This window comes from Mesonia sp. K7, from assembly GCF_003233725.1.
Lineage (GTDB): Bacteria > Bacteroidota > Bacteroidia > Flavobacteriales > Flavobacteriaceae > Mesonia.
Window position 1 is genome coordinate 36,199 of sequence record NZ_QKQV01000003.1, and the last position, 22,963, is coordinate 59,161.

Genomic DNA, 22,963 nt, shown 5'->3' on the forward strand with positions numbered 1-22,963 from the left:
AAAAAATATATATTTAGTTTTTTATTAAGCTTTTACTTTCTTTCCTTGTGCCTCTAGGTTACGCTCAATTTGGTGTGCTGGTCTTGACCATTTTGGCTTTTCTCCCAAAGAAGTTAATTGAGATTCTGCAGCTTCGACTGTTCTTGGTTGCGCATGTTTCTCAAAAGGTTTTTGCACATCTAGACCTAATTGCTTAAACATTTCCATATCTTCATTTACATCAGGGTTTGGAGTCGTCAACAATTTATCTCCAGCAAAGATAGAGTTCGCTCCTGCGAAAAAGCACATCGCCTGCCCTTCTCTACTCATTTGTGTTCTACCGGCAGAAAGCCTTACCTGTGTTTTTGGCATGACAATTCTTGTGGTTGCAACCATTCTTATCATATCCCAAATCGGCACTGTTTGCTGTTCTTCCAATGGAGTTCCTTCAACAGCTACCAAAGCATTGATGGGTACCGATTCTGGTTGTGGGTTTAATCTTGCTAAGGCTACCAACATTCCTGCACGGTCTGCTTCGCTTTCGCCCATTCCGATAATTCCGCCACTACAAACGGTTACATTGGTTTTTCTAACGTTGTCTAAAGTTTTTAAACGATCTTCATAACCTCGCGTAGAGATTACCTCTTTATAATATTCTTCTGAGGTATCAAGATTGTGGTTGTAAGCATACAAACCGGCTTCTTCCAGGCGTTTTGCTTGGTTTTCGGTAAGCATTCCTAAAGTACAACAAACTTCCATATCTAGTTTATTGATGGTACGCACCATCTCCAAAACATTGTCAAATTCAGGACCATCTTTTACATTTCGCCAAGCCGCTCCCATACAAACTCTAGAGCTTCCAGAAGATTTTGCTCTTAAGGCTTGTGCTTTTACTTGCTGTACAGACATCAATTCATTTCCTTCCAGATCAGTGTGATACCTAGCCGCTTGAGGACAATAGCCACAATCTTCGGGACAACCACCGGTTTTAATCGAAAGTAGCGTAGAAACTTGCACCTTATTTGGGTCGTGATACTCACGATGTACAGTTGCTGCTTCGTACAATAACTGCATCAAAGGCTTGTTATAGATTGCTAAAATTTCCTCTTTCGTCCAGTGATGTTTGATCTTCATAATGATAAAGGTTAAGAGTTCAAAAATAAGAAATGTAATGTATTTTCTGAGAAGATTTGCTATTATTTTGAAATAATGATGCTCACGGCATTTCCGCCAAAACCAACAGAATTCACCATTACCGACTTTATTTCTTTCACTTCCGTGGAATTTTCATACAACGGATTTTCTAAAAACCGATTGTTTTTTAACATTAAAACAGCCATTTCCAAACTCATCATTCCCGAAGAGCCAAAGGTATGGCCAATTAAATATTTATTGGAAGTCAACAACGGTAGGTTATCTTTTCCATATACTTTTTGTAAGGCTTCAAGTTCAGATGAGTCACCTTTTACAGTTCCTGGTGCGTGCATCACTACCGCATCTACTTTTTTAAGATTTGCCATCTTTAAAGCGTTTGTCATTGATCTCTGTAAACAAACTGCATCTCTTGATATGGAAACACTGTGCTTTAAAGCTTCGTTAGCATAACCGAAACCAATAATTTCAGCAAGGCTATTTTCTGATTTTTGATTGGCCAATGCCATACAAGCAGCAGCTTCGCCTAGAATCATCGTGTTCTTCTTCTTCGAAAAATCTAAACTTTTATTGGGGTAAGTTTCTTCTAAATTAAAATTGGCATACAGTTTTAAAGCTTTCATCTGAGCGATGGTAAACTTGGTTAACGGCGCTTCACTTCCACCCGCCAAAAAATAATCGGTTAAACCCGATCTTATCCAGGCAATCGCATTCAGAACACTATGCATCGCACTCGAACAAGTAATCGAATGGCTGATTTCTGGACCATTTGCCATCAAGTCTTGCATCACCCACGAAGAAATATTTCCTAATGTAGTGGTTGGTGAAGCTTGCGTGCTTACTTTTCCTGTTGCTAAATATTCTTGTACATAGTTTTCAAACAATTGTGTTGCCCCACGAGAAGACCCAATATTTACTCCAAAATTTTGATGATTCCAGTTTGCTTTTTTAAGGGTTTCTCGGGCAGCAAATATGGCTAACAAAGCGGTCCTATCAAGTGTCGTGTATGCTTTGCTTTCTTTTGAAATGCTGTTTAAGAGCTCATTGCCTTGCTCACTAATTGGAGAAATAAATTCGCGTTCTTTACCTTGAATTTTCTGCTGACAGAATAAAGGCTTTTGTCGAAGATAAGATTGAAAAACTTCTTTCTCATGAACGCCCAATGCAGAAACTGAGCTAATCGCATCGATATATATTGGGGATGAAATCAAATTGGTTTTTTAATTGTCAAAAATAAAAAAAGCTCTGGTAAAACCCAGAGCTTAGTTTAAAAATTAGGTTACCCCATTCCTAATCTTTAATTGAAACAAATTTCCTTCTTACAATATTACTTAAAAAAGTTAATATTTTAAGGAAAAAAAGATAATTTATATATCTTCTAAATAATTATTCAAAAATTTTTCTATTACATTGTAAATATCAAGCATTTCAGAAGATTTTATCACGTAAGGAGCTAAAATATAAATGGTGTTTCCTAGAGGTCTTAAATAAATACCTTTATCAAGGAAAAAATGATATATTTTGTTTCTGAAATTTCCGTACCGCGAAAATTCGGTTGCCAAGTCTATGGCTAAGATGATACCAGTTTGTCTTACTGATTTTACATTTTTATGGTGTTCTATCGTTTTCGCGAAAGCTTGATGCCAACCTATAATAGCTTGAATATTCTGTTGAATTTCGTCTGAAAGTAACAAATCTATCGCCGCAGAAGCCACTTTACACGCCAACGGATTGGCTGTATAAGTATGCCCGTGGAATAAGCCTTTAGCAATATCTTGGTCGTAAAAAGCTTCGAAAATTTGCTGAGAACAAGTCGTTGCACCCATCGGCAACATGCCTGCCGTTAAAGCTTTAGATAAGCATATCACATCGGGTTTGGTCATCATATGATCAGAAGCAAAATTTTTACCTGTCTTCCCAAAACCTGTCATTACTTCATCGGCAATCAAGACCATCTCTTTTGCTTTACAAAAAGCCAGGATTTTATCAAGATGTTCGGCTTTGTGCATTTGCATGGCGGCTGCTCCTTGCACCAAAGGCTCGTAAATAAAACCTGCAATTGGCGTTTCTTGATGAATATGTTCAATCTGTTGTTTTATTTCATCAATATTTTCATCGGTTGGCACCGGAATTCTTTTAACATCTATAAAATGTTGTTCGAAAGCACCGTTATAAACCGATAGTCCAGAAACCGACATCGCTCCAAAAGTATCTCCGTGAAAACCATTTTCGAAAGCCAACATGGTCGTTCGTTTATTTCCCAAGTTAAAATGGTATTGCAAGGCCATTTTAATACCAATTTCTGTTGCCGTTGAACCGTTATCGTTAAAAAAGACTTTGGATTGACCTTCTGGTAAAATAGCTATCAGTTTTTCTGCTAGTCCTACCGCGGGTTGATGTGTAAACCCCGCAAAAACTACCTGATCTAATTGTTGAACTTGTTGCTGTATAGCTTCGACTATTTTTGGATGACAATGTCCATAAACAGCCGTGTACCAAGATGAAATTCCGTCGATATATTTTTTGCCGTTTACATCTTCTAAATAAACTCCTTGAGCAGATTTTATAGGCAATATAGGCTGCTCGTGCTGGTGTTGCGTAAGTGGATGCCAAATGTATTTATGGTCTTTTTCTATTAAACTCATACCAGTTTTTTTAGCGCCTTTTGGAATTTATCTGCGTAATATTTAACCACGTTGTTATCAAAATAAGGTTCGTCATCTATTCTTCCCAAGACAGGGACACCACTCATTTTTTGGATGATATTTTCGGTGGTTGGTGTTTCTTTTCCGTTAAAAATAATTCCAGCGACAGCGAAACCTCTGCTCTTTAGCGCTTCAATCGTGAGTAAAGTGTGATTGATACTTCCCAGATAATGTCTAGAAACCACAATAATTTTATCCTCTTTGTGTATCAAATCGGCAATGGTTTCGGTGTTATTGATCGGAACAAGCAAACCGCCAGCACCTTCAATCACAAGGGTGTTTTTGGTCTTTGGGCGTGAGATTTTACTAGCTTTTATTGCCACGTTATCTATTTCCGCGGAAGCGTGAGGACTCATAGGCGTATGAAGTTCAACAGCACTTTCGTGGAATTGAGACGTGTTGTTGCTCACTAATTTTCGCACTTTGTGCGTGTCTGTATTGTCTAAATCGCCCGCTTGAATAGGTTTAAAATAATCCGCCTTGAGCGACTCGACCACAATAGCCGAAGTGATGGTTTTTCCTATTTCGGTACCTATTCCGGTAATGAAAATATTAGTCATTGGTATTGAATTTTTTACCGCATTCTTCACACGTATAATCGTGACGCGTGTACAAAGGCAAAACAACAAAAATTATCGCGATTAAGTAAGCGATCATCGATTTAAAATCTTTGATATTCGAGTAAAAATTCACCTTTTTGCTACTACAATTAGGACATTGGATAGTGTTTCCGTCGTCATCAAGATTTTGCTGACTCACTTGATCTAAAATAAATCTCGCCTTGAGCTTTTGTTCTTCTGGAACTTGCAATTGTACGCCACCAATGGCATTGCTAATAAGCGGATCTGTATCTATCGTGTATTGATTAAGGATCTTTGCCTCGATATTTTCTGCTTCGAGGCGTCCTTTGTAAATCTGAGCTTCGGTAGAATAAGTAAATCGAGCTACCGTCACGTACTTTTTGGTCATAAATTACTGGAAATTACATCGAGTAAGGTATCAATTTCTTGCGAAGTATTAAAGCTATGCAAACAAATTCTAATGCGCTCTTTTCCTTGTGGAACGGTAGGCGAAAGTATGGCTTTTACCATCATATCTTGAGCTTGTATTTGCTCGGCGAGGTTTCTGGCTTGTTCATTTCCAGGAATAATAAAAGATTGTATTGCGGAATTACTTTCGATAAATTTGTTTGTCAAACCTTTTTTTGAAACGGATTTTTTGAAATAAGAAATATTTTCTTTCAGTTTTATAAGTGCATCGGTTTTTCCCAACTCTTGATAAGCCGCCGAGATCACGGTCAAGTGATGTGGTGGCAAAGCGGTCGTATAGATAAAGCTGCGAGCAAAATTAATCAAGTAATCTCTTAATTCTTTATTGCCAAGAATTACGGCTCCGTGACATCCCAATGCTTTCCCATACGTTATTACACGGGCAAAAACCTGATTTTGTAAATTTAACTTTTGTACCAAGCCAACGCCATTTCTTCCATAAACACCAAGTGCATGTGCTTCGTCGATAATTAAATAGACTTGATTTGCTAAACAGGTTTTTACTAAAGTTTCTAACGGAGCTTGATCACCATCCATCGAGAAAACAGATTCGGTCACTACATAAATTGTTTCAGATTGGGGTTTGAATTTAGATATTTTAGATTCTAAATCTTTAGTATTGTTGTGTTTGAATTTGTAGGCTTTTGCATTCGAAAGCAAAATTCCGTCACGAATAGAAGCATGCGAAAGTTCGTCGTATAAAATCACATCATTTTTCTGAGGCACACAAGAAAGCAGCCCTAAATTAGCCGTATAACCCGAATTGAAGATAAGAGCAGATTCTTCTTGGTGAAAATTGGCGATCTGTTGTTCTACTTTTTCATAAAAAGCAGAGTTTCCAGAAATGAGTCGCGATCCAGTTGCCCCGAGTGTTTCTATTTTTTCCTGTTGAAGGATTTGTTCGGCTCGATCAGCAATCTTTTTATTTTTTGAAAAACCGAGGTAATCGTTAGAATAAAAATCGATAACTTCTCTTTTAGAGACAGAGAGTGTCCGAAAAGCTTTATTTTGCTTTCTTTCTTTGAGTTTACTCTGCAATGATTGAGGTAGTTCCTTCATAGACTTTTCAAAAGTAAGATAAATCTATCGAAGTAAAATATTTTATAATACCTATAATAAGAAAAGGCTGATTAAAAAATCAGCCTTTTAAATATATATTTCGATTAAAATTTAGTCTGCTAAAACAATTGCCTTGTTATTGCTAAACTCCAATACACCACCTTTAATCATAAACTCTAAGCGACCGTCTTCACCTTTGGTAAATAAAGTCTTTGTTTCTTCTTCAAGAACTAAATTACCTGCGTCGATTTTCACTTTCCCTTCTTCTAAAACAGAAACGATAGGAGCGTGATTTTCTAACATCTGAAACTCACCTTCTACTCCAGGCACAGCCACAGAAGTTACTTGGGCGCTTAAGATTACTTTTTCAGGGGTTACGATTTCTAATTGCATATGTTTATAGTATTGAGATGTGAGATGTGAGATGTGAGACAATCTGATATCTCAAATCTAATCCCTCCTTTCTATTTTACGCTTCCGCTAACATTTTCTCACCAGTTTCAATCGCATCTTCAATGGTACCTTTAAGGTTGAAAGCTGCTTCTGGTAGGTGATCTAACTCACCATCCATAATCATATTGAAACCTTTGATGGTATCTTTGATATCTACCAATACTCCCGGAATACCTGTAAACTGTTCTGCTACATGGAAAGGTTGTGATAAGAAACGCTGTACACGTCTCGCACGAGATACCGCCAATTTATCTTCTTCAGATAATTCTTCCATCCCTAAAATCGCAATGATATCTTGTAATTCTTTGTAACGTTGTAACAACTCTTTTACTCTTTGTGCACAAGCATAATGCTCTTTCCCTAAGATTTCTGGAGTTAAAATTCTTGAAGTAGAATCTAACGGATCTACCGCTGGGTAAATACCAAGCTCGGCAATCTTACGTGAAAGTACGGTTGTTGCATCTAAGTGGGCGAAAGTTGTCGCCGGTGCTGGATCTGTCAAGTCATCTGCAGGTACGTAAACCGCTTGCACCGAAGTAATCGAACCTCTTTTGGTAGAAGTAATACGCTCTTGCATCGCACCCATCTCTGTTGCTAAAGTAGGTTGGTAACCTACTGCAGAAGGCATACGACCTAAAAGTGCCGAAACCTCTGAACCTGCTTGGGTAAAACGGAAAATGTTATCGACGAAGAAAAGTACGTCTTTTCCTTGTCCGTCTCCAGCTCCGTCACGGAAATATTCTGCTATTGTTAAACCAGAAAGTGCCACACGTGCACGAGCTCCTGGTGGCTCATTCATCTGTCCGAAAACGAAAGTCGCTTTCGATTCTTTCATCGTCTCTTTATCTACTTTAGATAAATCCCAACCACCTTCTTCCATCGAGTGCATAAAGTCATCACCATACTTGATAATACCCGACTCTAACATCTCTCTTAAAAGGTCGTTTCCTTCACGAGTTCTTTCACCAACACCTGCAAATACAGAAAGTCCTCCGTGACCTTTTGCAATGTTGTTAATCAATTCCTGAATCAATACGGTTTTACCTACACCAGCACCACCAAATAAACCAATTTTACCACCTTTTGCGTAAGGCTCGATCAAATCGATTACTTTGATACCGGTAAATAAAACTTCTGTAGAAACCGATAAGTCTTCAAATTTTGGTGCTTCACGGTGAATTGGAAGTCCATCTTTACCTGCTTTTGGTAAGTTTCCTAAACCATCGATAGCATCACCAGTTACGTTGAATAAACGTCCGTAAACGTCATCACCAATTGGCATTTGAATAGGAGCTCCTGTTGCAACAACTTCTGTACCACGGCTTAAACCGTCTGCAGAATCCATCGCAATGGTTCTTACCATATTTTCACCAATGTGGGATTGTACCTCTAAAACTAATTTTGAACCATCTTGATTTGCAATTTCCAACGAATCGTAAATCTTTGGTAATTCAGCATTTTCTGTGTTAAACTCAACGTCAACAACAGGACCGATAATTTGAGCAACTTTACCTGTAACTTTAGACATTATCTAGTGTATTTATATTGTTTTGTTATATACAAAAAAAGCACCCGCTTTTTTCGGGTGCAAAGATATGCTTTTTTATAAAACTTTTTTAATTTATTTTTAGAAAAAATATTTCTTATTCTACTGTAACTGATTTTGCTAGGTTTCTAGGCTGATCGACATTTTTACCTAACATGACCGCAATGTGGTAAGAAAGCAATTGCAAAGGAATCGTGGTTAACAATGGCGTAAAAGCTTCGATGGTATCTGGCACTTCTATTACATAGTCTGCCAAATTTCGAACGTTTTCGTCTCCTTCTGTTACAATAGCAATAATTTTTCCTTTACGCGATTTGATTTCCTCGATGTTACTTACTACTTTTTGGTAATGTCCTTTTTTGGTTGCAATCACAACTACGGGCATTTTTTCGTCGATCAAAGCAATTGGGCCGTGCTTCATTTCTGCAGCTGGGTAACCTTCTGCATGGATATAAGAAATTTCTTTTAGCTTTAAAGCACCTTCTAAAGCCACAGGAAAGTTAAACCCTCTACCGAGGTATAAAAAATTTGCAGAGCTCATATATTTTTCTGCTACTTGTTTGATATGCTCATTAGAGTTTAGTGCTTTTTCTACCTTTTCAGGGATTAAAGCCAACTCTGATAAGTGATGTTGGTAATCAGGTTTACTGATATTTCCTTTTGCTTTAGCTATTTTTAATGCTATTAATGAAAGAATGGTTATCTGTGTGGTAAAAGCTTTGGTGGATGCCACACCAATTTCTGGACCCGCATGAGTATATGCTCCAGCATGCGTTTCGCGGGAAATCGAAGAACCAACGACGTTACAAACCCCAAAAACAAAGGCTCCGTTTTGCTTAGCTAATTTAATAGCTGCCATCGTGTCTGCAGTCTCACCAGATTGGGAGATAGCAATGACAATATCGTCTTTATAAATTATAGGATTTCGATAAATAAATTCGGATGCATATTCTACTTCTACCGGAATTCTGGTGTATTCTTCAAAAATGTATTCTGCTACCAAACCTGCGTGCCAAGAAGTTCCACAAGCAACTACAATAATTCTTTTGGCGTTTAAGAACTTTTCGATGTTATCATCTACACCAGCCATCCTAATAATGCCTTTATCTACAAGCATTCTTCCACGATAAGTATCTGTAATCGCTCTTGGTTGCTCGTAGATTTCTTTCAACATAAAATGGTCGTAATTTCCTTTTTCGATCTGCTCTAAGTTCATCTGTAACTCTTGCACGTAAGGATCGACCATTTTATCACCTTGTATTTTTCTAATCTTTACTTCTTCGCCTGTCCTGATAATTGCCATTTCGCCATCTTCCAAATAAATTGCTTTTTGGGTAAATTCTATAAATGGTGATGCATCGGAAGCAATAAAAAACTCTTCTTCACCAATACCAATCGCGAGTGGACTTCCTAAACGAGCCACTACTATTTCATTTGGTTTTTGCTTGTCAAAAACAGCAATTGCATAAGCACCAACCACTTGATTTAAAGCTATTTGAACTGCCTTACCGAGCTTTATGTTTTCTTTTTTCTGTACGTCTTCAATTAAGTTAACTAATACTTCCGTATCAGTCTCTGACTTAAAAGAGTAACCTCTAGAGATCAACTCCTTGCGAAGGCTGTCGTAATTTTCGATAATTCCGTTATGAATAATCACTAGATTACCAGAATTGGAATAATGCGGATGTGAATTGACATCGTTTGGCACACCGTGAGTTGCCCATCTCGTATGGCCAATCCCAATACTCCCTTTGGTTATATTTTCATTTTCAGACTTGGTTTTTAAATCTGCTACTTTACCTTTGGTTTTACAGACATTCAAATTAGATCCGTCGTACAAGGCAATACCTGCACTATCGTAACCTCTATATTCGAGACGTTGCAATCCTTTTATCACAATAGGGTAAGCTTCTCTATGACCTATATAACCTACAATTCCGCACATAGTTTATTAATTAGATTCTGTGTAATGAATATTTAGTTTTAATCTTTTTTCATCTATAGCATTTACACCATAGAAAACACTTCCTTTAGGTGTCAACACCGATGGTGAAGGGGCAATATTTAGAGTGTCTACACCTTGCAACTTTAATGAAGAAGGGTTAAAAATGTTTACATTATTCGTCACTACAACTCCCAACTTTAAACCCAATGAATCTTGATTACTAATAACATCTGCGATTACATTTGTAATCCTGACTTTGTAGGCATCTGTTTCTTCATCATATTTCCCAAGATGGATAACCCTCGACAAGTTTGGATTATTATCATTTAGTGTTAAGTCTAAATTGTAATCTCTTAAAACTCTTTCATTTTGAAGGTCATAAATAAATAATCGGTTAGGTAAATCATCATCTACATTTACCACATCACGATTTACATAAAACGTAAGATTAGCGTCGTTTACTAACCAGTTTAGTTCTTGAATAGAGTCTAATTGAGTTTCGTCCGTAAAAATATCTATAACTGCCATCGAGCCTTGCAAACCTTTAAGGTATATATTATTATCAAAAGAAGTTGGAATTGTTGTTTCCACCGTATTGATAATATTTCCTGAAAAATTTAAGGAGAATTCTCTTTTCCTAAAATCATCATCTTCATCTACAGGATCTGTAGTTCTGTAATAAATAGTTATGTTAGCTTCACCTCCCTTTAGGTTAAGTAAACTCAAAGAATTGGTGATTTTTCCTTCTTGGTTGATTGGCTTTAAATAAATTCCTCTGAAGTAATTTTTAAAATTACTTGAACTTAACAGCTCTGCTCCACCTTCTTTATCAAAGATTAATTGTTTAAAATAATCCTTAGGCAGATGTATTCTTGCCCTAGGGGATTTAGTTACTAAAGTTGTATCACCTTGCGTGTCAAACTCGTAGTACGAAACTTCTTTATTATTAGGAATAAATCCCGTTACCGTAGTTATCGGGTTTGCTTCTAAATGATTTTCAAATTCTACTCCTTGATTGGTATAATATTTTTGAGCGTTATAGTTATCATCTGGATCTTGATCCCTTAATAGATAATTCGATCTATAAATCTCAAAATCCAACGGTTCCTCTGTATAAACTGAGTCTAATTCGTAAATAATACCATTTTCATCTTGACTCACAGCTCTAGAGAAATAAGGTAATGTCATCACTACACTATCGATAACTGGCTCTGGGCCAAATTCTGGATTTAGTGTTTCTAAACTCATTTGAGAAAGAACACTCACTGTCGCTTGCCCATATACCTCATCGTAATAATAACCTAAATTATAGGCTGTCAAATTATTTGATTGTATTTTTTCAATCACAGAAGAATAAGCATTGATCTTGCTATTGCTAAATAATTTTGTACTGAAATTATTGTTATCTACCAAATCACTACCAACATCACTAAAATCGTTTTCACAAGAAAACATACCAACGATAGCTATACAAAGAATCGCAAACGGAGTTACTTTTTTCATCAATTTTTTATTGTTCTTCATCAAGTACTTTTGTTAAATAAAAATCTTGGTAAGCCTGAGAAAACTCTTCCAAGGATTTGTAGCCTAAAACCGGCTTTTTTAATTGATCAATATATTTATCTAAACTTTTAGGCAGTTCTTCACTTCCTTTAACTATCGCATCTGAATTATCAATCGCCAATTTCATCAGGTTTTCGTAATTAGGTTTTGCAATCACCTCTACTTTATCTTCGTCTAAACCATCAAACAAAATTTTCTTCTGCGTATCACTATCTAAAGTACCTTCAAAACCTTGATTGTAGATCGAAGTGACAATTTTAGATTCTTTAAAAAGCGGTTCGTTTCCGTAATAATTTCGCAAGTACAGTGGCAGAAGTGATGCCAACCAACCGTGAACATGGATAATATCTGGAGACCAGTTCAGTTTTTTTACCGTTTCGATCACACCTTTTGCAAAGAAAATTGCACGTTCGTCGTTGTCAGAAAACAACTTACCGTCTTCATCGGTAAGCGTAGCTTTTCTTTTAAAATAATCTTCGTTATCGATAAAATAAACCTGCATTCTTTCTTTAGGAACCGAAGCTACTTTTATAATCAACGGCATGTCTAAGTCGTTAATTACCAAATTCATCCCCGATAAACGTATCACTTCGTGCAACTGATGTCTTCTCTCGTTGATGTTTCCAAACCTCGGCATAAAAATTCTGATCTGTCCGCCTTGGCTATTCACCATTCTCGGAGCTTCAAACGACATCGATGATATTTCTGTCTCTGGTAGGTAAGGAATTACTTCTGACGATACATACAAGATACGCTTATCTTTCATAAAAGTTTTGCTTTCAATTATTAATAACGATAAAAAACACGCAAAATTACAAAATTTTATGCAGTTACACAGTAATATATTAATTTTGCCCCACTTAAATTTTAGTTAATTGGAAGTTTTTCACCAACAAAAAGCTTTAAAAAGCTATCTTAACGACAAACGAGAGAACAATACCATTGGGTTTGTTCCGACGATGGGAGCACTGCACAACGGTCATTTATCACTAGTAGAAGAAGCCTATAAGCAGTGTGACTTGGTGGTAGTGAGTATTTTTGTTAACCCTACACAATTCGATAATCCTGAAGATTTAGAAAAATACCCAAAAACTTTACAAAAAGATAAAGAGCTCTTAGAGGAAAGCTTTCGCGAAATTATCATTTACGCTCCTGCAGTTGTTGATGTCTATCCTGAAAAAGTAGTTTCTCAACAGTTTGATTTTGGTGAACTCGAAACCAAAATGGAAGGTAAGTACAGAAGCGGACATTTTGACGGTGTCGGAACTATCGTTAAAAAACTCTTTGAAATTGTAGAACCACACAAAGCCTTCTTCGGAAAGAAAGATTACCAACAATACCTCATCATCAAAAAACTGGTTGAAGTCACCAAATTACCCGTAGAAATTATCGGTTGCCCCATCAAAAGGGAAGAAAACGGTTTGGCAAGGAGTTCGCGCAACGAGCGACTAAGCTCTACTGAAAGAAAAGAAGCCACTTTTATCTACCAGACCTTACAACAAGTAAAAAGTGAGTTTGGCATAAAATCTGCAAAAGAGATAATAGAAAATGTTAAAAAAGCGTTTGAAAAGCACCAAATATTTGAATTAGAATATTTTGAAATTGCAAACGCAGAAAATTTAAATCCGCTGGTAAGCAAACCAAAAAAGAATACTAAATATCGTGCTTTTATTGCAGCATATCTTGGTAAAATAAGATTGATCGACAATATTGCACTCAACTAAAAAATCAGAAAATGCAAGTAACGGTTGTAAAATCAAAAATTCACCGCGTAAAAGTAACAGGGGCAGATCTTAATTATATCGGAAGTATCACCATTGACGAAGACTTGATGGACGCTGCTAACATTCTTGAAGGCGAAAAAATACAGGTGGTTAACAACGACAATGGCGAGCGATTAGAAACCTACGTGATTCCTGGACCTCGAAATTCGGGTGAAATCACTTTAAACGGAGCTGCCGCCAGAAAAGTTTCTGTGGGAGACACGCTTATTTTAATGACTTTTGCGATGATGGATTACGAAGAAGCAAAAACTTTTAAGCCTGCTGTTGTTTTTCCTAACGAAGCTACCAACAAACTGAACTAATTTCTTTGAACAAAAAGAAAATCATAAAACTTCTTAAGGTTGTACTCCCAATTTTACTGGGAGTTTTTTTCATCTATTTATCTTTCTCCAGCTCGACACCTCAAGAAAGAGAAGAACTCTGGCAAAACATTCTTAACGCAAAACCTTTTTTTATAGGTTTATCGCTACTTTGTGGGTTTCTTTCGCATTTATCTCGTGCCTATCGCTGGAAATATCTGTTAGAACCTCTAGGTTATCAAATCAAATTTCGGAATAGTTTTATGGCAGTTATGAGTGCTTATTTAGCTAATTTAGGCATTCCTCGTTCTGGCGAAGTGCTACGTGCCGCAACGATTACTACTTACGAAAATATTCCTTTCGAAAAAAACTTTGGCACCATTATCTCCGAAAGAATGATCGATTTGGTGATGTTACTTCTTATCGTAGGCATCACGCTTTTATGGCAAACTGAAACATTACTACAAGTTTTCGAAACCTATCAAATCAATCCACTTTTTACCTTCGGAGCACTCATTATTTTGATTGCTTTAGGAGTATTATTTCTGAAACTCATCAAAAACTCAACACATCCGTTATTACAAAAAATAAAAAAGCTTGGCAGCGGAATTTTAAAAGGTATCAAAAGTGTTTTAAAATTAAAACATAAAGTTGCTTTCTTTTTACATACTATTTTTATCTGGACGATGTACATTACCATGTTTTTTCTGATAAAGTTTGCTGTTCCAGGAGCAGAAGAAATACCTTTTGCTGCCATTATGGTGGCTTTTGTCGTCGGTTCTTTTGCGATTTCGATCACCAATGGTGGTATTGGCGTTTATCCTGTGGCTATCGGAGCAGTTTTACTCCTATACGGAATCCCAAAACAAACGGGCGAAGCTTTTGGTTGGGTGATTTGGGGTTCGCAAACTTTGCTTAATATTGTTTTGGGTGGTTTATCTATGCTTTTGTTACCTATTTTAAATAGAAAAAAGTAAATTTAGCATGGTTTGTATTAGATATAAAAATGGAAGAAATCTTTAAAAAAATCGAGGCAAACCTAAAATATAGCTTACCCATAGGTTTTCTATGTATATTTCTCTTTATAACCGGCATATTATTTCATAGGCTTTCTACAGTTGATAAAACTTTAAGAAAGCCTGATAAAATTGATTTGCTTGTAGATGATGTATTTGAAAATAAAGGTTTCCTTACTTTTAACGATAGTATTGTAGTTTCTATGAATACTACAAACATAAATAACCCCAAACAAAAAATCGGGTATTTAAATCAACCGTTTCGGATTATAAAAAAGGCTCATGATGATACCATAAAAATTATTAAAGATGCCGATACCTTATATTTTAAATTAATTGATCCAGATGAATATGACCCTAACGACCCAAGCATTAAAGAAGCTTTACAACACCTGTTTCAATAAAACATCCAAGTTATCTCTATATTCTGGACACTTTAATTTATATAATAACTATATTCTTTAAATCGTTTATATGTATATAAAGCTATTTTTCATCTTTCTCATTCCCTTATTATTCTCCTGTAGCAATACTGCTATAGAAAATTTTGAAGATTTAAAAAAAATAGAAATTGGCATGTCGTTAGAGACTGCCAAATCAAAAATGAGGCATCAACCAGAAAAGGTAGAAACGGCTGTTTGGGATTCTACTAAATATGTTTATTATTATAAATCACCTGCTTTTGCAGCAGATTACTATAAAATAATTGTTTCAAAAAAAGATAGTTTAGTATCAGGAATTGATTATGGAGAATAATAATAATTTTACATATAAAATATTCATTTTATTGACCTTTCTTTTTGCGTAGTAGGCTACTCAAAAAAGGAAGAAAAGAAAGACTTAGACTTGATAATTCTAAATGAAGAAATTTAAAGAAACATATAATTCATTTTTCAAATGGTCAGGCTTAACAGAAAGTGAATTTATTGAAGGAAAGAGTCCGAAAAATCAAAAAATATCACCTCAAACTGAATGGACATCTCATTTTCCTTTAATGAATTTATTATTTAGTGAGGTTAAAGGAGAACTAATTACAGCAAATGGAAAGCACGAAAAACCTTTCTTAGAGAAATTGTTGTTATGTATTTTGATTGATGAAGAAGGCGAAAGCATAGCAGATTTACTATTTGAATATCTAAATAAAAGTGATATTCTCTTTTTATCTAATTTATCTTTAGAGAAAAAACTATTTGATGCTCAACGACAACTTATTGTTAGGATTTACGAAAATAATCTTGATGAAAGTTTTATAGGTTTATTTGAAAAGGAAACTACTTTTAAATACATCAAAGATTACATTTCTGATTATGTTAGGAAAAAAGAAGAACTTTAATTTCATCAAATTCCCTAAATTTGATTTCGTTTAAAACGAAAAATCAATGGCTACTTCCAAAACCACTTATTTTTGTCAGAATTGCGGGACACAACACGCCAAATGGCAAGGGCAATGTTCATCTTGCAAAGAATGGAACACCTTGGTTGAGGAAGTCATCCAAAAAAAATCTAAAACCGATTGGCAAGGCGATTATTCAAATTCTAAAACCAAAATCAATCCGAAACCTATTGCCATACAAGACATCACCTACGAAAAAACGCAACGCTACAAAACCGTAAGCAAAGAGTTTAACCGTGTGCTCGGCGGCGGAATTGTTCCTGGCTCGTTGATTTTATTGGGCGGTGAACCTGGTATCGGGAAAAGTACGTTGCTTCTGCAAATCGCTTTAAAAATTAAGTACAAAACGCTATATGTTTCGGGCGAAGAAAGTTTACAGCAAATCAAAATGCGAGCCGATCGTATTTTCAAAGACTCGAAAAACTGTTTTATCCTTTCGGAAACCAACACGCAAAACATATTTCAGCAGATTGAGAAAACCGCACCCGAATTGCTTATTGTCGATTCCATACAAACCCTACACACCAATTACATCGAGAGTTCACCAGGAAGCGTTTCGCAAATCAAAGCTTGTACAGCAGAACTTATCAAGTTTGCCAAACAGACGAATATTCCTGTCATTTTGATTGGTCATATCAACAAAGAAGGCAGCATCGCTGGTCCAAAAGTATTAGAACATATGGTCGATGTGGTATTGCAATTTGAAGGCGACCGCAACCATATGTATCGTATTTTGCGTTCGCACAAAAACCGTTTTGGTTCGACACACGAACTCGGAATTTATGAAATGCAAGGCGAAGGCTTACGCGAAATATTAAACCCTTCGGAAATTCTGATTTCCAACAAAAATACCGATCTCAGCGGAACGGCTATTGCTTCAACTCTCGAAGGGATGCGTACTTTGATGGTCGAAATTCAAGCCTTGGTCAGCACCGCTGTTTACGGAACTCCACAACGTTCTACCACGGGTTACAACTCCAAAAGATTGAATATGATTCTTGCGGTGCTGGAAAAACGAGCAGGTTTTAAACTCGGTGCCAAAGATGTTTTTCTGAATATCACCGGTGGAATTTCGGTTGATGACCCTGCAATCGATTTAGCAGTGGTTGCCGCTATACTGTCGTCAAACGAAGATATTACCATCGAAAAGAATATCTGTTTTGCAGGTGAAGTAGGTTTAACAGGCGAGATTAGACCCGTCACCAAGATCGAGCAACGTATCCTCGAAGCCGAAAAATTGGGTTTCGAAAAAATGGTCATTTCTTCTCACAGCAAAATAAACGCTGGTAAATATAGCATCGCTATCGAAAAAGTGACCAAAATAGAAGAAGTGGTCAGTATTCTTTTTGGGTGATTGCTAAGTCAACCTGTCCGGATAGTTATCGGGATTGTTTCAGGTTCTCATAATAATTTAAAAGATGAGATTCTGAAATAAATTCAGAATGACGTTTTTTTATTTTTTTATGCGGTATCAAATAACTCTATCTCCTATCATCACCCACTTCTTCTGCAGCTCTAGCTTCTTCGGCAGCTCGATCAATATCAAAACTACCACCTTCGTCACTTAATAAACGAGAAATTTCATCGTATTTTGGAGTAAGAATCACTTCTATTCTTCTATTCTTGGCTTTTCCTTCGGCAGTTTCGTTGGTCGCAATTGGGTAATATTCTCCTCTTCCTGCGGCTGTTAGCTGACGCGGATTTATATTTTTATTGGCCTCTAATAAATTGACAATCGCTGTTGCTCTTTTGGTTGATAGATCCCAATTATCAGTCAAAGCTCCGCTTCCACCGTAAGGCACATTGTCGGTATGGCCTTCTATCAAAACATTGATATCTCTGTTTTCTGCCAACACATAACCTAATTGTTTTACGGCTTGTTTACCTTGCTCGCCGACCGTCCAGCTTCCAGAATCAAACAAGAGCTTGTTTTCCATAGAAACATAAACTTTACCGTCTTTGGTGTGAACGGTCAAGCCTTTACCTTCAAAATTAGACATCGCGCTCGAAATGCTGTTTTTTAAGTCCTGCATTTTCTGCTCTTTTGCCACGATAGAGTTTTCTAATTCTTTGATACGTTGGGTTTGCCTCGCAATACTTTGTTGCATTTCTGTAAGTCTCGCTTGTTCTTCTGCAATTTTTTTCTGCTTTTCTTCTAACTCTGCAATAAGCCTTCTGTTTTGAGCCGAATTTTCTTGCATTGTACTCGAACTGTTTTGCTCTAAAGCATCATAAGAATGCTTTAATCGTTCTATAGTTTGTGATAAAGCTGCATTTTCTTGCTCCAGTTGTTGGTTTCTATTATTCACATCTGCTAACCTATCTGAAAGTTCGTTTATTTCAAGGTTACTATCATTACCTTTATTTCGGTATTGATCCAGTTCGTTTTCTAAATTGTTTCTTTCCGCTTTAAGCTCATTATATTTGTTTTCTAAATTGGCAAATTCTTTTGCCGGAACGCAAGACATCATCAATGCAAAAGCAGCGATTATTGGTAATAATTTTAATTTCATTTTAGTTTAAGTTTAGTTCTAGTAAAATAGGACAATGGTCACTATGATAAGCCTCTGGTAAAATAACGGCTCTTTTTATATTTTCTTGTAAAGGCTCGCTCACCATGTGATAATCGATGCGCCACCCTTTATTATTAGCCCTAGCATTGGCACGATAACTCCACCACGAGTAGGCTACTGTTTCTGGATTTTGATTTCTGAAGGTATCTACAAACCCCGAATTGATAAATTTACTCAACCATTCGCGTTCGATGGGTAAAAACCCAGATACGTTTTTTAACCGAACAGGATCGTGAATGTCTATAGGTTCATGACAAATATTAAAATCACCACAGACCACCAAATTGGGATGCGTCTGACGTAAAATGCTGGTATAATTTAGGAAATCGTCCATATACATCAGTTTGTGTTCGAGACGGTTGCTATTGGTTCCTGAAGGTAAATACAAACTCATCACCGATACATCGTCAAAATCGGCCCTGATATTTCGACCTTCAAAATCCATATAATCGATGCCGGTTCCGTAATGCACATTTTTTGGCTTGATTTTACTTAAAATGGCAACCCCGCTATAGCCTTTTTTTTGTGCCGGATACCAATAATTGTAATGGTAACCCAACTCATGAAAAACACTTTCGTCAAACTGTTCGGGAGTAGCTTTAATCTCCTGCAAACAAACTACGTCTGCTTTGACGTAAGAAAGCCATTCGAGCAAATCTTTTCGCAAAGCAGCACGTATTCCGTTGACATTGTAAGAAACTATAACCATCTTGTCGTTTTACACAAAAATAGAATTTTGAATGTTTTATAGAAGTATAATCCTTAAAATTTCATTTTAAATGATAAAATATTTTATAAAAGCAGTAGTTTTAAACGCATGCGAGCTTTACTATTGATAGCATTTTTATTCTTCTCTTTCAGTCTGTTGGGACAAACCAATCCTAACATGATAGAGAAAAAATTGGCTGTAAAAGACACCATTTTGATTGATAGCGTAAGTATCAATCCGAGTGATTTTAGGCTGTTCAACCTCAAAAACGAAGCAATAGACACGACACTTTATCAAGTAAATTTTGCAAAAAGTTATTTAATTATAAAAGATAGCATCATAAATAGCCTCGATTCGCTCAAAGTAGTTTACCGAAAATACCCTGATTTTTTGACCAAACGTTATTTTCAGTTTGATGAATCCCGTATTGTTAACAGCAACAATTTGATTAATCGTATTTACCAACTGGAAAACAACCAAAACCAACCCAAAGTGGTTCCCTTTGATGGATTGACCACCAGCGGAAACATCTCTCGCGGAGTCACCGTAGGAAGTAACCAGAATGCCGTTTTAAATTCAGAACTCGATTTACAAATCTCTGGAATGCTTAGCGAAAAAGTAGGTCTACGTGCCTCTCTACAAGATGCTAACGTACCCGTACAACAGAATGGTTATACCCAGAATCTCAACGAATTTGATCAGATTTTTATTGAATTATACAGTGATAACTGGAAAATACGAGCTGGTGATGTTGATCTCGAGCAACGGAATTCGTACTTTGGAAACTTTACCAAAAAAGTACAAGGCTTATCGATGATGGGAACATTTAATCCCGAAGGAAATTCTACCGATGTTTTTGCTGCTGGAGCCTTGGTGCGTGGTGTATTTACCCGAAATGAGTTCACCGCACAAGAAGGAAACCAGGGTCCATATAAACTTACTGGGCCCAATGGCGAGGTATTTGTATTGATTGTTTCGGGTAGCGAATCTGTTTTTGTAAACGGAATTCGCCTAGAACGTGGCGAAAACAACGATTATATTATTGATTACAATGCAGGAGAAATTATTTTTAACCCTACCTTTCCGATCACCTCTGAAATGCGAATTGTAATTGAGTTTCAATATGCCGATCGCAATTACTCGCGACTGGTGGCAACTGGCGGAGCCAAACATCACAACGAAGATTTTGAAATAGGTGCTTTTGTCTATTCTGAAAATGACATTAAAAATCAACCTTTACAACAAAACCTTAACGAAACACAAGCACAAATCTTATCGAACGCTGGTGACGATGAAACACAAATGATTGCTCCCAGTGCGGTAGAAGACACTTACGATGAAAACAAAATCTTGTACCGAAAAGAAATCATCAACGGTCAGGAAGCTTTTGTGTATTCCAACAATCCGGAAGACGAGTTGTTTCAGGTACGCTTTACCGAAGTAGGTCAAGGCAATGGAGATTATATCTTGAGCAGCAACAATGCGATTGCCCGTATTTACAGTTATGTTGCTCCTGTAAATGGAGTTCAACAGGGAAATTACGCTCCCATCATTAGGCTTTTTGCACCTACCAAATTGCAAATGGCTGTGGTACACGGAAAATACAATCCTTCTGAAAAAACCCATATAGGTTTTGAGTTTGCAGGTAGTCATTTTGACCAAAACCTTTTTTCTGATCTTGACGATACCAATAATAATGGTTTTGCCGGAAGAATTACAGGAGATCAACGGGTGGTGCAATTTGCCGATAGTTCGCAGATCAATCTTTTCGGAAATTTCAATTACTTAGATAACAGCTTTCAATCGGTTGAACGATTGTTTAATGTGGAGTTTAACCGTGATTGGAATATCGCTGTCACGCCAACAGGCAACCAACGTTATATCCAGGCTGGAGTCAATTATATCATTCCCCGAAAGGGAAATGTGACTTACCAGTTTGAAAATTTAGATTATTCAGAAAGCTACGATGGGATTCGACATTTGCTCAATTCCGCCTTGAGCTTTAAGAAATTTCGCGTAAGCACCAACAACAGTTTTCTAAAGAGTAATTCTACCCTGTATGAAAACTATTTTTTACGGTCTTATTTTAACGCTGTTTACGATTTCGGAAAAGTTTGGACAGGCAGTCGATTTTCCCATGAAAACAATTTGCAGGAAGATAAAAATACACAAGCGTTAACGCCTTTGAGTCAACGATTTTCGAGCTATGAAGTTTATACCGGAATTGGCGATAGCACAGCGGTATTTACTGAAGTGGGCTATCGCTATCGGGTGAATGATAGTTTGCGGAACAACCAATTGCAACGGGTTAATTATTCGAATAATTACTACGTAAAATCGCAGCTCATCCAAAATGAAAACACAAAACTTTTGCTGTTTGCTAATTTGCGAAAATTAAAAAGTGAACTTGAAAGTGTTGACGATGAAACTTCACTTAATTCCCGAATTTTGTACAACCAATTTTTGTTTGACAAAGTGCTTTCGCTAAATACTTCTTACGAAACCAACAGCGGACAAATTGCGATGCAAGAGTTTACTTACGTGGAAGTAAACCCGGGTGAAGGCCAATACACTTGGAACGATTATAATAACGATGGCATCCAGCAGTTGGATGAATTTGAAATTGCTCCTTTTCCTGACCAAGCGAAGTATGTTCGGGTTTTGTTACCCAATCAGGTTTTTGTAAAAACACACCAGAATAAATTTAGTCAAATTCTAACGCTCAATTTTATGCAGTTGAGTGATGACAAACCTTTAAACAAGTTTTTAAAACATTTTTACAACCAGACTTCTTACCTCATCGATAAAAAAGTAGAACGTGAAGGCGAAAAAATAGATCTCAACCCTTTTGATGACAGCGATAACGAATTGGGTGCGAATCTAAGTTTTAGAAACAGTTTGTTTTACAATCGTGGGAAACAGCATTACAGCACGACCTACAGTTACATCAGTACACGCATCAAAAACTTGCTTTCTACCGGTTTACAAGAAAACGACCTCGAAAGCCACCAAGTGCAATTTAACCACAAAATACAAGAGAGTTGGCTCATACAGCTCAACAACCAACTGACGGAAAACAACAGTACTTCCGAAAATTTTGAACAACGAAATTACCAAATCGAGAGTTTTCTTATCAACCCGAAACTCTCTTATTTAGCAGGCAGAAACACCAGAATTGATGTGTTCTACCAACTGCAAGAACAAAACAATGTTTTGGGCGCAGAATTGTTATCCCAACAAAAATTGGGAGCTGGTTTTAACTTTGCCAACGAACAAAAACACAGTATCAACGGAGAGTTCAATTATATCGTCAATGACTTTATAGGAAATGCATTTTCGCCCGTGGCTTATCAGATGTTACAAGGTTTACAGCCTGACAAAAACTATACGTGGTCACTTTTGCTACAGAAAAAAATTACCACTTACCTCGATCTTAACCTAGCCTATTACGGTAGAAAAAGCGAAAACACTAATACGATACATACTGGCAATGTGCAGTTAAGGGCTTATTTTTAGCATAAATTACACGTAACCAAAGCTTCATTTGCAATTTTGATTGGCTTAATCTATTTTTAACAGAACTTTTTTGACCCACTATTTTATGAAAAAACAACATTTCTCGAATTACCCCCCCTATCAATTTTTAAGCCAGATAGGCTAAAGTCACTACAAAGATTTACTCTTTTTATTATCCTCTCTATTTTATGTTTTGCCTGTTAGAAAGACGATTTTCTTGAT

At 36.6% G+C, this 22,963-nt stretch carries 21 protein-coding genes; 8 read left to right on the top strand and 13 right to left on the bottom strand.

All coding sequences use genetic code 11. The features are described from left to right. Nucleotides 1-24: 24 nt before the first annotated feature. From bioB to DNG35_RS02950, 11 genes are all read right to left on the bottom strand, one after another. Nucleotides 25-1,113, bottom strand: coding sequence for a biotin synthase BioB (gene bioB, locus DNG35_RS02900; RefSeq protein ID WP_199489091.1), 1,089 nt, complete (start codon nt 1,111-1,113; stop codon nt 25-27). Between the two features lie 62 nt (nt 1,114-1,175). Then, nucleotides 1,176-2,342: a beta-ketoacyl synthase N-terminal-like domain-containing protein gene (locus DNG35_RS02905; protein WP_369908028.1), complete on the bottom strand. Its 1,167-nt coding sequence runs from the start codon at nt 2,340-2,342 to the stop codon at nt 1,176-1,178. 156 nt (nt 2,343-2,498) lie between these two features. Continuing rightward, the gene (bioA, locus tag DNG35_RS02910) at nt 2,499-3,776 is read right to left on the bottom strand and encodes an adenosylmethionine--8-amino-7-oxononanoate transaminase (protein WP_111126256.1); all 1,278 of its coding nucleotides are present in this window, start codon (nt 3,774-3,776) and stop codon (nt 2,499-2,501) included. Beyond that, a complete protein-coding gene (gene bioD / locus DNG35_RS02915) occupies nt 3,773-4,396 on the bottom strand; it encodes a dethiobiotin synthase (protein WP_111126257.1) in 624 nt (207 codons plus the stop codon). The genes bioA and bioD overlap by 4 nt, the downstream gene beginning before the upstream one ends. Next, the gene (locus DNG35_RS02920; protein ID WP_111126258.1) at nt 4,389-4,805 is read right to left on the bottom strand and encodes a DUF2007 domain-containing protein; all 417 of its coding nucleotides are present in this window, start codon (nt 4,803-4,805) and stop codon (nt 4,389-4,391) included. Before DNG35_RS02920 ends, bioD begins: the two co-directional genes overlap by 8 nt. Beyond that, nucleotides 4,802-5,944 carry a pyridoxal phosphate-dependent aminotransferase family protein gene (locus DNG35_RS02925; RefSeq protein WP_111126259.1) on the bottom strand — a complete coding sequence of 381 codons (1,143 nt, stop codon included), beginning with the start codon at nt 5,942-5,944 and terminating at the stop codon, nt 4,802-4,804. The genes DNG35_RS02920 and DNG35_RS02925 overlap by 4 nt, the downstream gene beginning before the upstream one ends. Before the next feature lie 111 nt (nt 5,945-6,055). Then, the gene (locus tag DNG35_RS02930; RefSeq protein ID WP_111126260.1) at nt 6,056-6,337 is read right to left on the bottom strand and encodes a hypothetical protein; all 282 of its coding nucleotides are present in this window, start codon (nt 6,335-6,337) and stop codon (nt 6,056-6,058) included. Between the two features lie 76 nt (nt 6,338-6,413). Beyond that, nucleotides 6,414-7,925 (bottom strand): F0F1 ATP synthase subunit beta, encoded by a 1,512-nt coding sequence (gene atpD, locus DNG35_RS02935; RefSeq protein WP_111126261.1) that lies wholly within the window; start codon nt 7,923-7,925, stop codon nt 6,414-6,416. Between the two features lie 115 nt (nt 7,926-8,040). Beyond that, on the bottom strand, nt 8,041-9,888 hold the full coding sequence (glmS, locus tag DNG35_RS02940; RefSeq protein WP_111126262.1) for a glutamine--fructose-6-phosphate transaminase (isomerizing): 1,848 nt from the start codon (nt 9,886-9,888) through the stop codon (nt 8,041-8,043). Between the two features lie 6 nt (nt 9,889-9,894). Next, nucleotides 9,895-11,412, bottom strand: coding sequence for a DUF4270 domain-containing protein (locus DNG35_RS02945; RefSeq protein WP_111126263.1), 1,518 nt, complete (start codon nt 11,410-11,412; stop codon nt 9,895-9,897). Beyond that, nucleotides 11,399-12,217 (bottom strand): glycogen/starch synthase, encoded by an 819-nt coding sequence (locus DNG35_RS02950; RefSeq protein WP_111126264.1) that lies wholly within the window; start codon nt 12,215-12,217, stop codon nt 11,399-11,401. The genes DNG35_RS02945 and DNG35_RS02950 overlap by 14 nt, the downstream gene beginning before the upstream one ends. 109 nt (nt 12,218-12,326) lie before the next feature. Between DNG35_RS02950 and panC the strand changes: the two genes are divergently transcribed. The 7 genes from panC to radA all read left to right on the top strand — a co-directional run bounded on the left by panC (nt 12,327) and on the right by radA (nt 17,297). Then, nucleotides 12,327-13,175: a pantoate--beta-alanine ligase gene (gene panC / locus DNG35_RS02955; RefSeq protein WP_111126265.1), complete on the top strand. Its 849-nt coding sequence runs from the start codon at nt 12,327-12,329 to the stop codon at nt 13,173-13,175. Between the two features lie 11 nt (nt 13,176-13,186). After that, nucleotides 13,187-13,537 carry an aspartate 1-decarboxylase gene (panD, locus tag DNG35_RS02960; RefSeq protein WP_111126266.1) on the top strand — a complete coding sequence of 117 codons (351 nt, stop codon included), beginning with the start codon at nt 13,187-13,189 and terminating at the stop codon, nt 13,535-13,537. A 5-nt stretch (nt 13,538-13,542) separates the two neighbouring features. Further along, entirely contained in the window at nt 13,543-14,511 is a 969-nt protein-coding gene (locus tag DNG35_RS02965; protein WP_111126267.1) for a lysylphosphatidylglycerol synthase transmembrane domain-containing protein, read from the top strand. Nucleotides 14,512-14,540: 29 nt separating this feature from the next. Beyond that, entirely contained in the window at nt 14,541-14,954 is a 414-nt protein-coding gene (locus DNG35_RS02970) for a hypothetical protein (protein WP_111126268.1), read from the top strand. Between the two features lie 70 nt (nt 14,955-15,024). Beyond that, nucleotides 15,025-15,306 carry a hypothetical protein gene (locus DNG35_RS02975; protein ID WP_111126269.1) on the top strand — a complete coding sequence of 94 codons (282 nt, stop codon included), beginning with the start codon at nt 15,025-15,027 and terminating at the stop codon, nt 15,304-15,306. A gap of 103 nt (nt 15,307-15,409) precedes the next feature. Next, nucleotides 15,410-15,883 (top strand): hypothetical protein, encoded by a 474-nt coding sequence (locus DNG35_RS02980; RefSeq protein ID WP_111126270.1) that lies wholly within the window; start codon nt 15,410-15,412, stop codon nt 15,881-15,883. Between the two features lie 46 nt (nt 15,884-15,929). Further along, a complete protein-coding gene (gene radA, locus DNG35_RS02985) occupies nt 15,930-17,297 on the top strand; it encodes a DNA repair protein RadA (protein WP_111126271.1) in 1,368 nt (455 codons plus the stop codon). Between the two features lie 127 nt (nt 17,298-17,424). Here the strand turns inward: radA and DNG35_RS02990 are convergent, their stop codons facing one another. Continuing rightward, nucleotides 17,425-18,456, bottom strand: a complete 1,032-nt coding sequence (locus DNG35_RS02990) for an OmpA family protein (RefSeq protein WP_111126272.1) — start codon at nt 18,454-18,456, stop codon at nt 17,425-17,427. Between the two features lies 1 nt (nt 18,457). Further along, entirely contained in the window at nt 18,458-19,225 is a 768-nt protein-coding gene (locus DNG35_RS02995; RefSeq protein WP_111126273.1) for an exodeoxyribonuclease III, read from the bottom strand. Nucleotides 19,226-19,333: 108 nt separating this feature from the next. Here DNG35_RS02995 and DNG35_RS03000 point away from each other — a divergent pair, with 108 nt between their 5' ends. Further along, nucleotides 19,334-22,741: a hypothetical protein gene (locus DNG35_RS03000; protein ID WP_111126274.1), complete on the top strand. Its 3,408-nt coding sequence runs from the start codon at nt 19,334-19,336 to the stop codon at nt 22,739-22,741. Nucleotides 22,742-22,963: the final 222 nt, after the last annotated feature.

Bases quoted from the DNA above. Each gene is read 5' to 3' on its own strand.
- DNG35_RS02945 (WP_111126263.1), bottom strand. From the start codon at position 11,412: ATGAAGAACAATAAAAAATTGATGAAAAAAGTAACTCCGTTTGCGATT.
- DNG35_RS02930 (WP_111126260.1), bottom strand. From the start codon at position 6,337: ATGCAATTAGAAATCGTAACCCCTGAAAAAGTAATCTTAAGCGCCCAA.
- DNG35_RS02995 (WP_111126273.1), bottom strand. From the start codon at position 19,225: ATGGTTATAGTTTCTTACAATGTCAACGGAATACGTGCTGCTTTGCGA.
- radA (WP_111126271.1), top strand. From the start codon at position 15,930: ATGGCTACTTCCAAAACCACTTATTTTTGTCAGAATTGCGGGACACAA.
- DNG35_RS02920 (WP_111126258.1), bottom strand. From the start codon at position 4,805: ATGACCAAAAAGTACGTGACGGTAGCTCGATTTACTTATTCTACCGAA.
- panD (WP_111126266.1), top strand. From the start codon at position 13,187: ATGCAAGTAACGGTTGTAAAATCAAAAATTCACCGCGTAAAAGTAACA.
- DNG35_RS02975 (WP_111126269.1), top strand. From the start codon at position 15,025: ATGTATATAAAGCTATTTTTCATCTTTCTCATTCCCTTATTATTCTCC.
- DNG35_RS03000 (WP_111126274.1), top strand. From the start codon at position 19,334: ATGCGAGCTTTACTATTGATAGCATTTTTATTCTTCTCTTTCAGTCTG.
- glmS (WP_111126262.1), bottom strand. From the start codon at position 9,888: ATGTGCGGAATTGTAGGTTATATAGGTCATAGAGAAGCTTACCCTATT.
- bioD (WP_111126257.1), bottom strand. From the start codon at position 4,396: ATGACTAATATTTTCATTACCGGAATAGGTACCGAAATAGGAAAAACC.
- DNG35_RS02970 (WP_111126268.1), top strand. From the start codon at position 14,541: ATGGAAGAAATCTTTAAAAAAATCGAGGCAAACCTAAAATATAGCTTA.
- DNG35_RS02980 (WP_111126270.1), top strand. From the start codon at position 15,410: ATGAAGAAATTTAAAGAAACATATAATTCATTTTTCAAATGGTCAGGC.
- atpD (WP_111126261.1), bottom strand. From the start codon at position 7,925: ATGTCTAAAGTTACAGGTAAAGTTGCTCAAATTATCGGTCCTGTTGTT.
- bioA (WP_111126256.1), bottom strand. From the start codon at position 3,776: ATGAGTTTAATAGAAAAAGACCATAAATACATTTGGCATCCACTTACG.
- DNG35_RS02990 (WP_111126272.1), bottom strand. From the start codon at position 18,456: ATGAAATTAAAATTATTACCAATAATCGCTGCTTTTGCATTGATGATG.
- bioB (WP_199489091.1), bottom strand. From the start codon at position 1,113: ATGAAGATCAAACATCACTGGACGAAAGAGGAAATTTTAGCAATCTAT.
- DNG35_RS02925 (WP_111126259.1), bottom strand. From the start codon at position 5,944: ATGAAGGAACTACCTCAATCATTGCAGAGTAAACTCAAAGAAAGAAAG.
- DNG35_RS02950 (WP_111126264.1), bottom strand. From the start codon at position 12,217: ATGAAAGATAAGCGTATCTTGTATGTATCGTCAGAAGTAATTCCTTAC.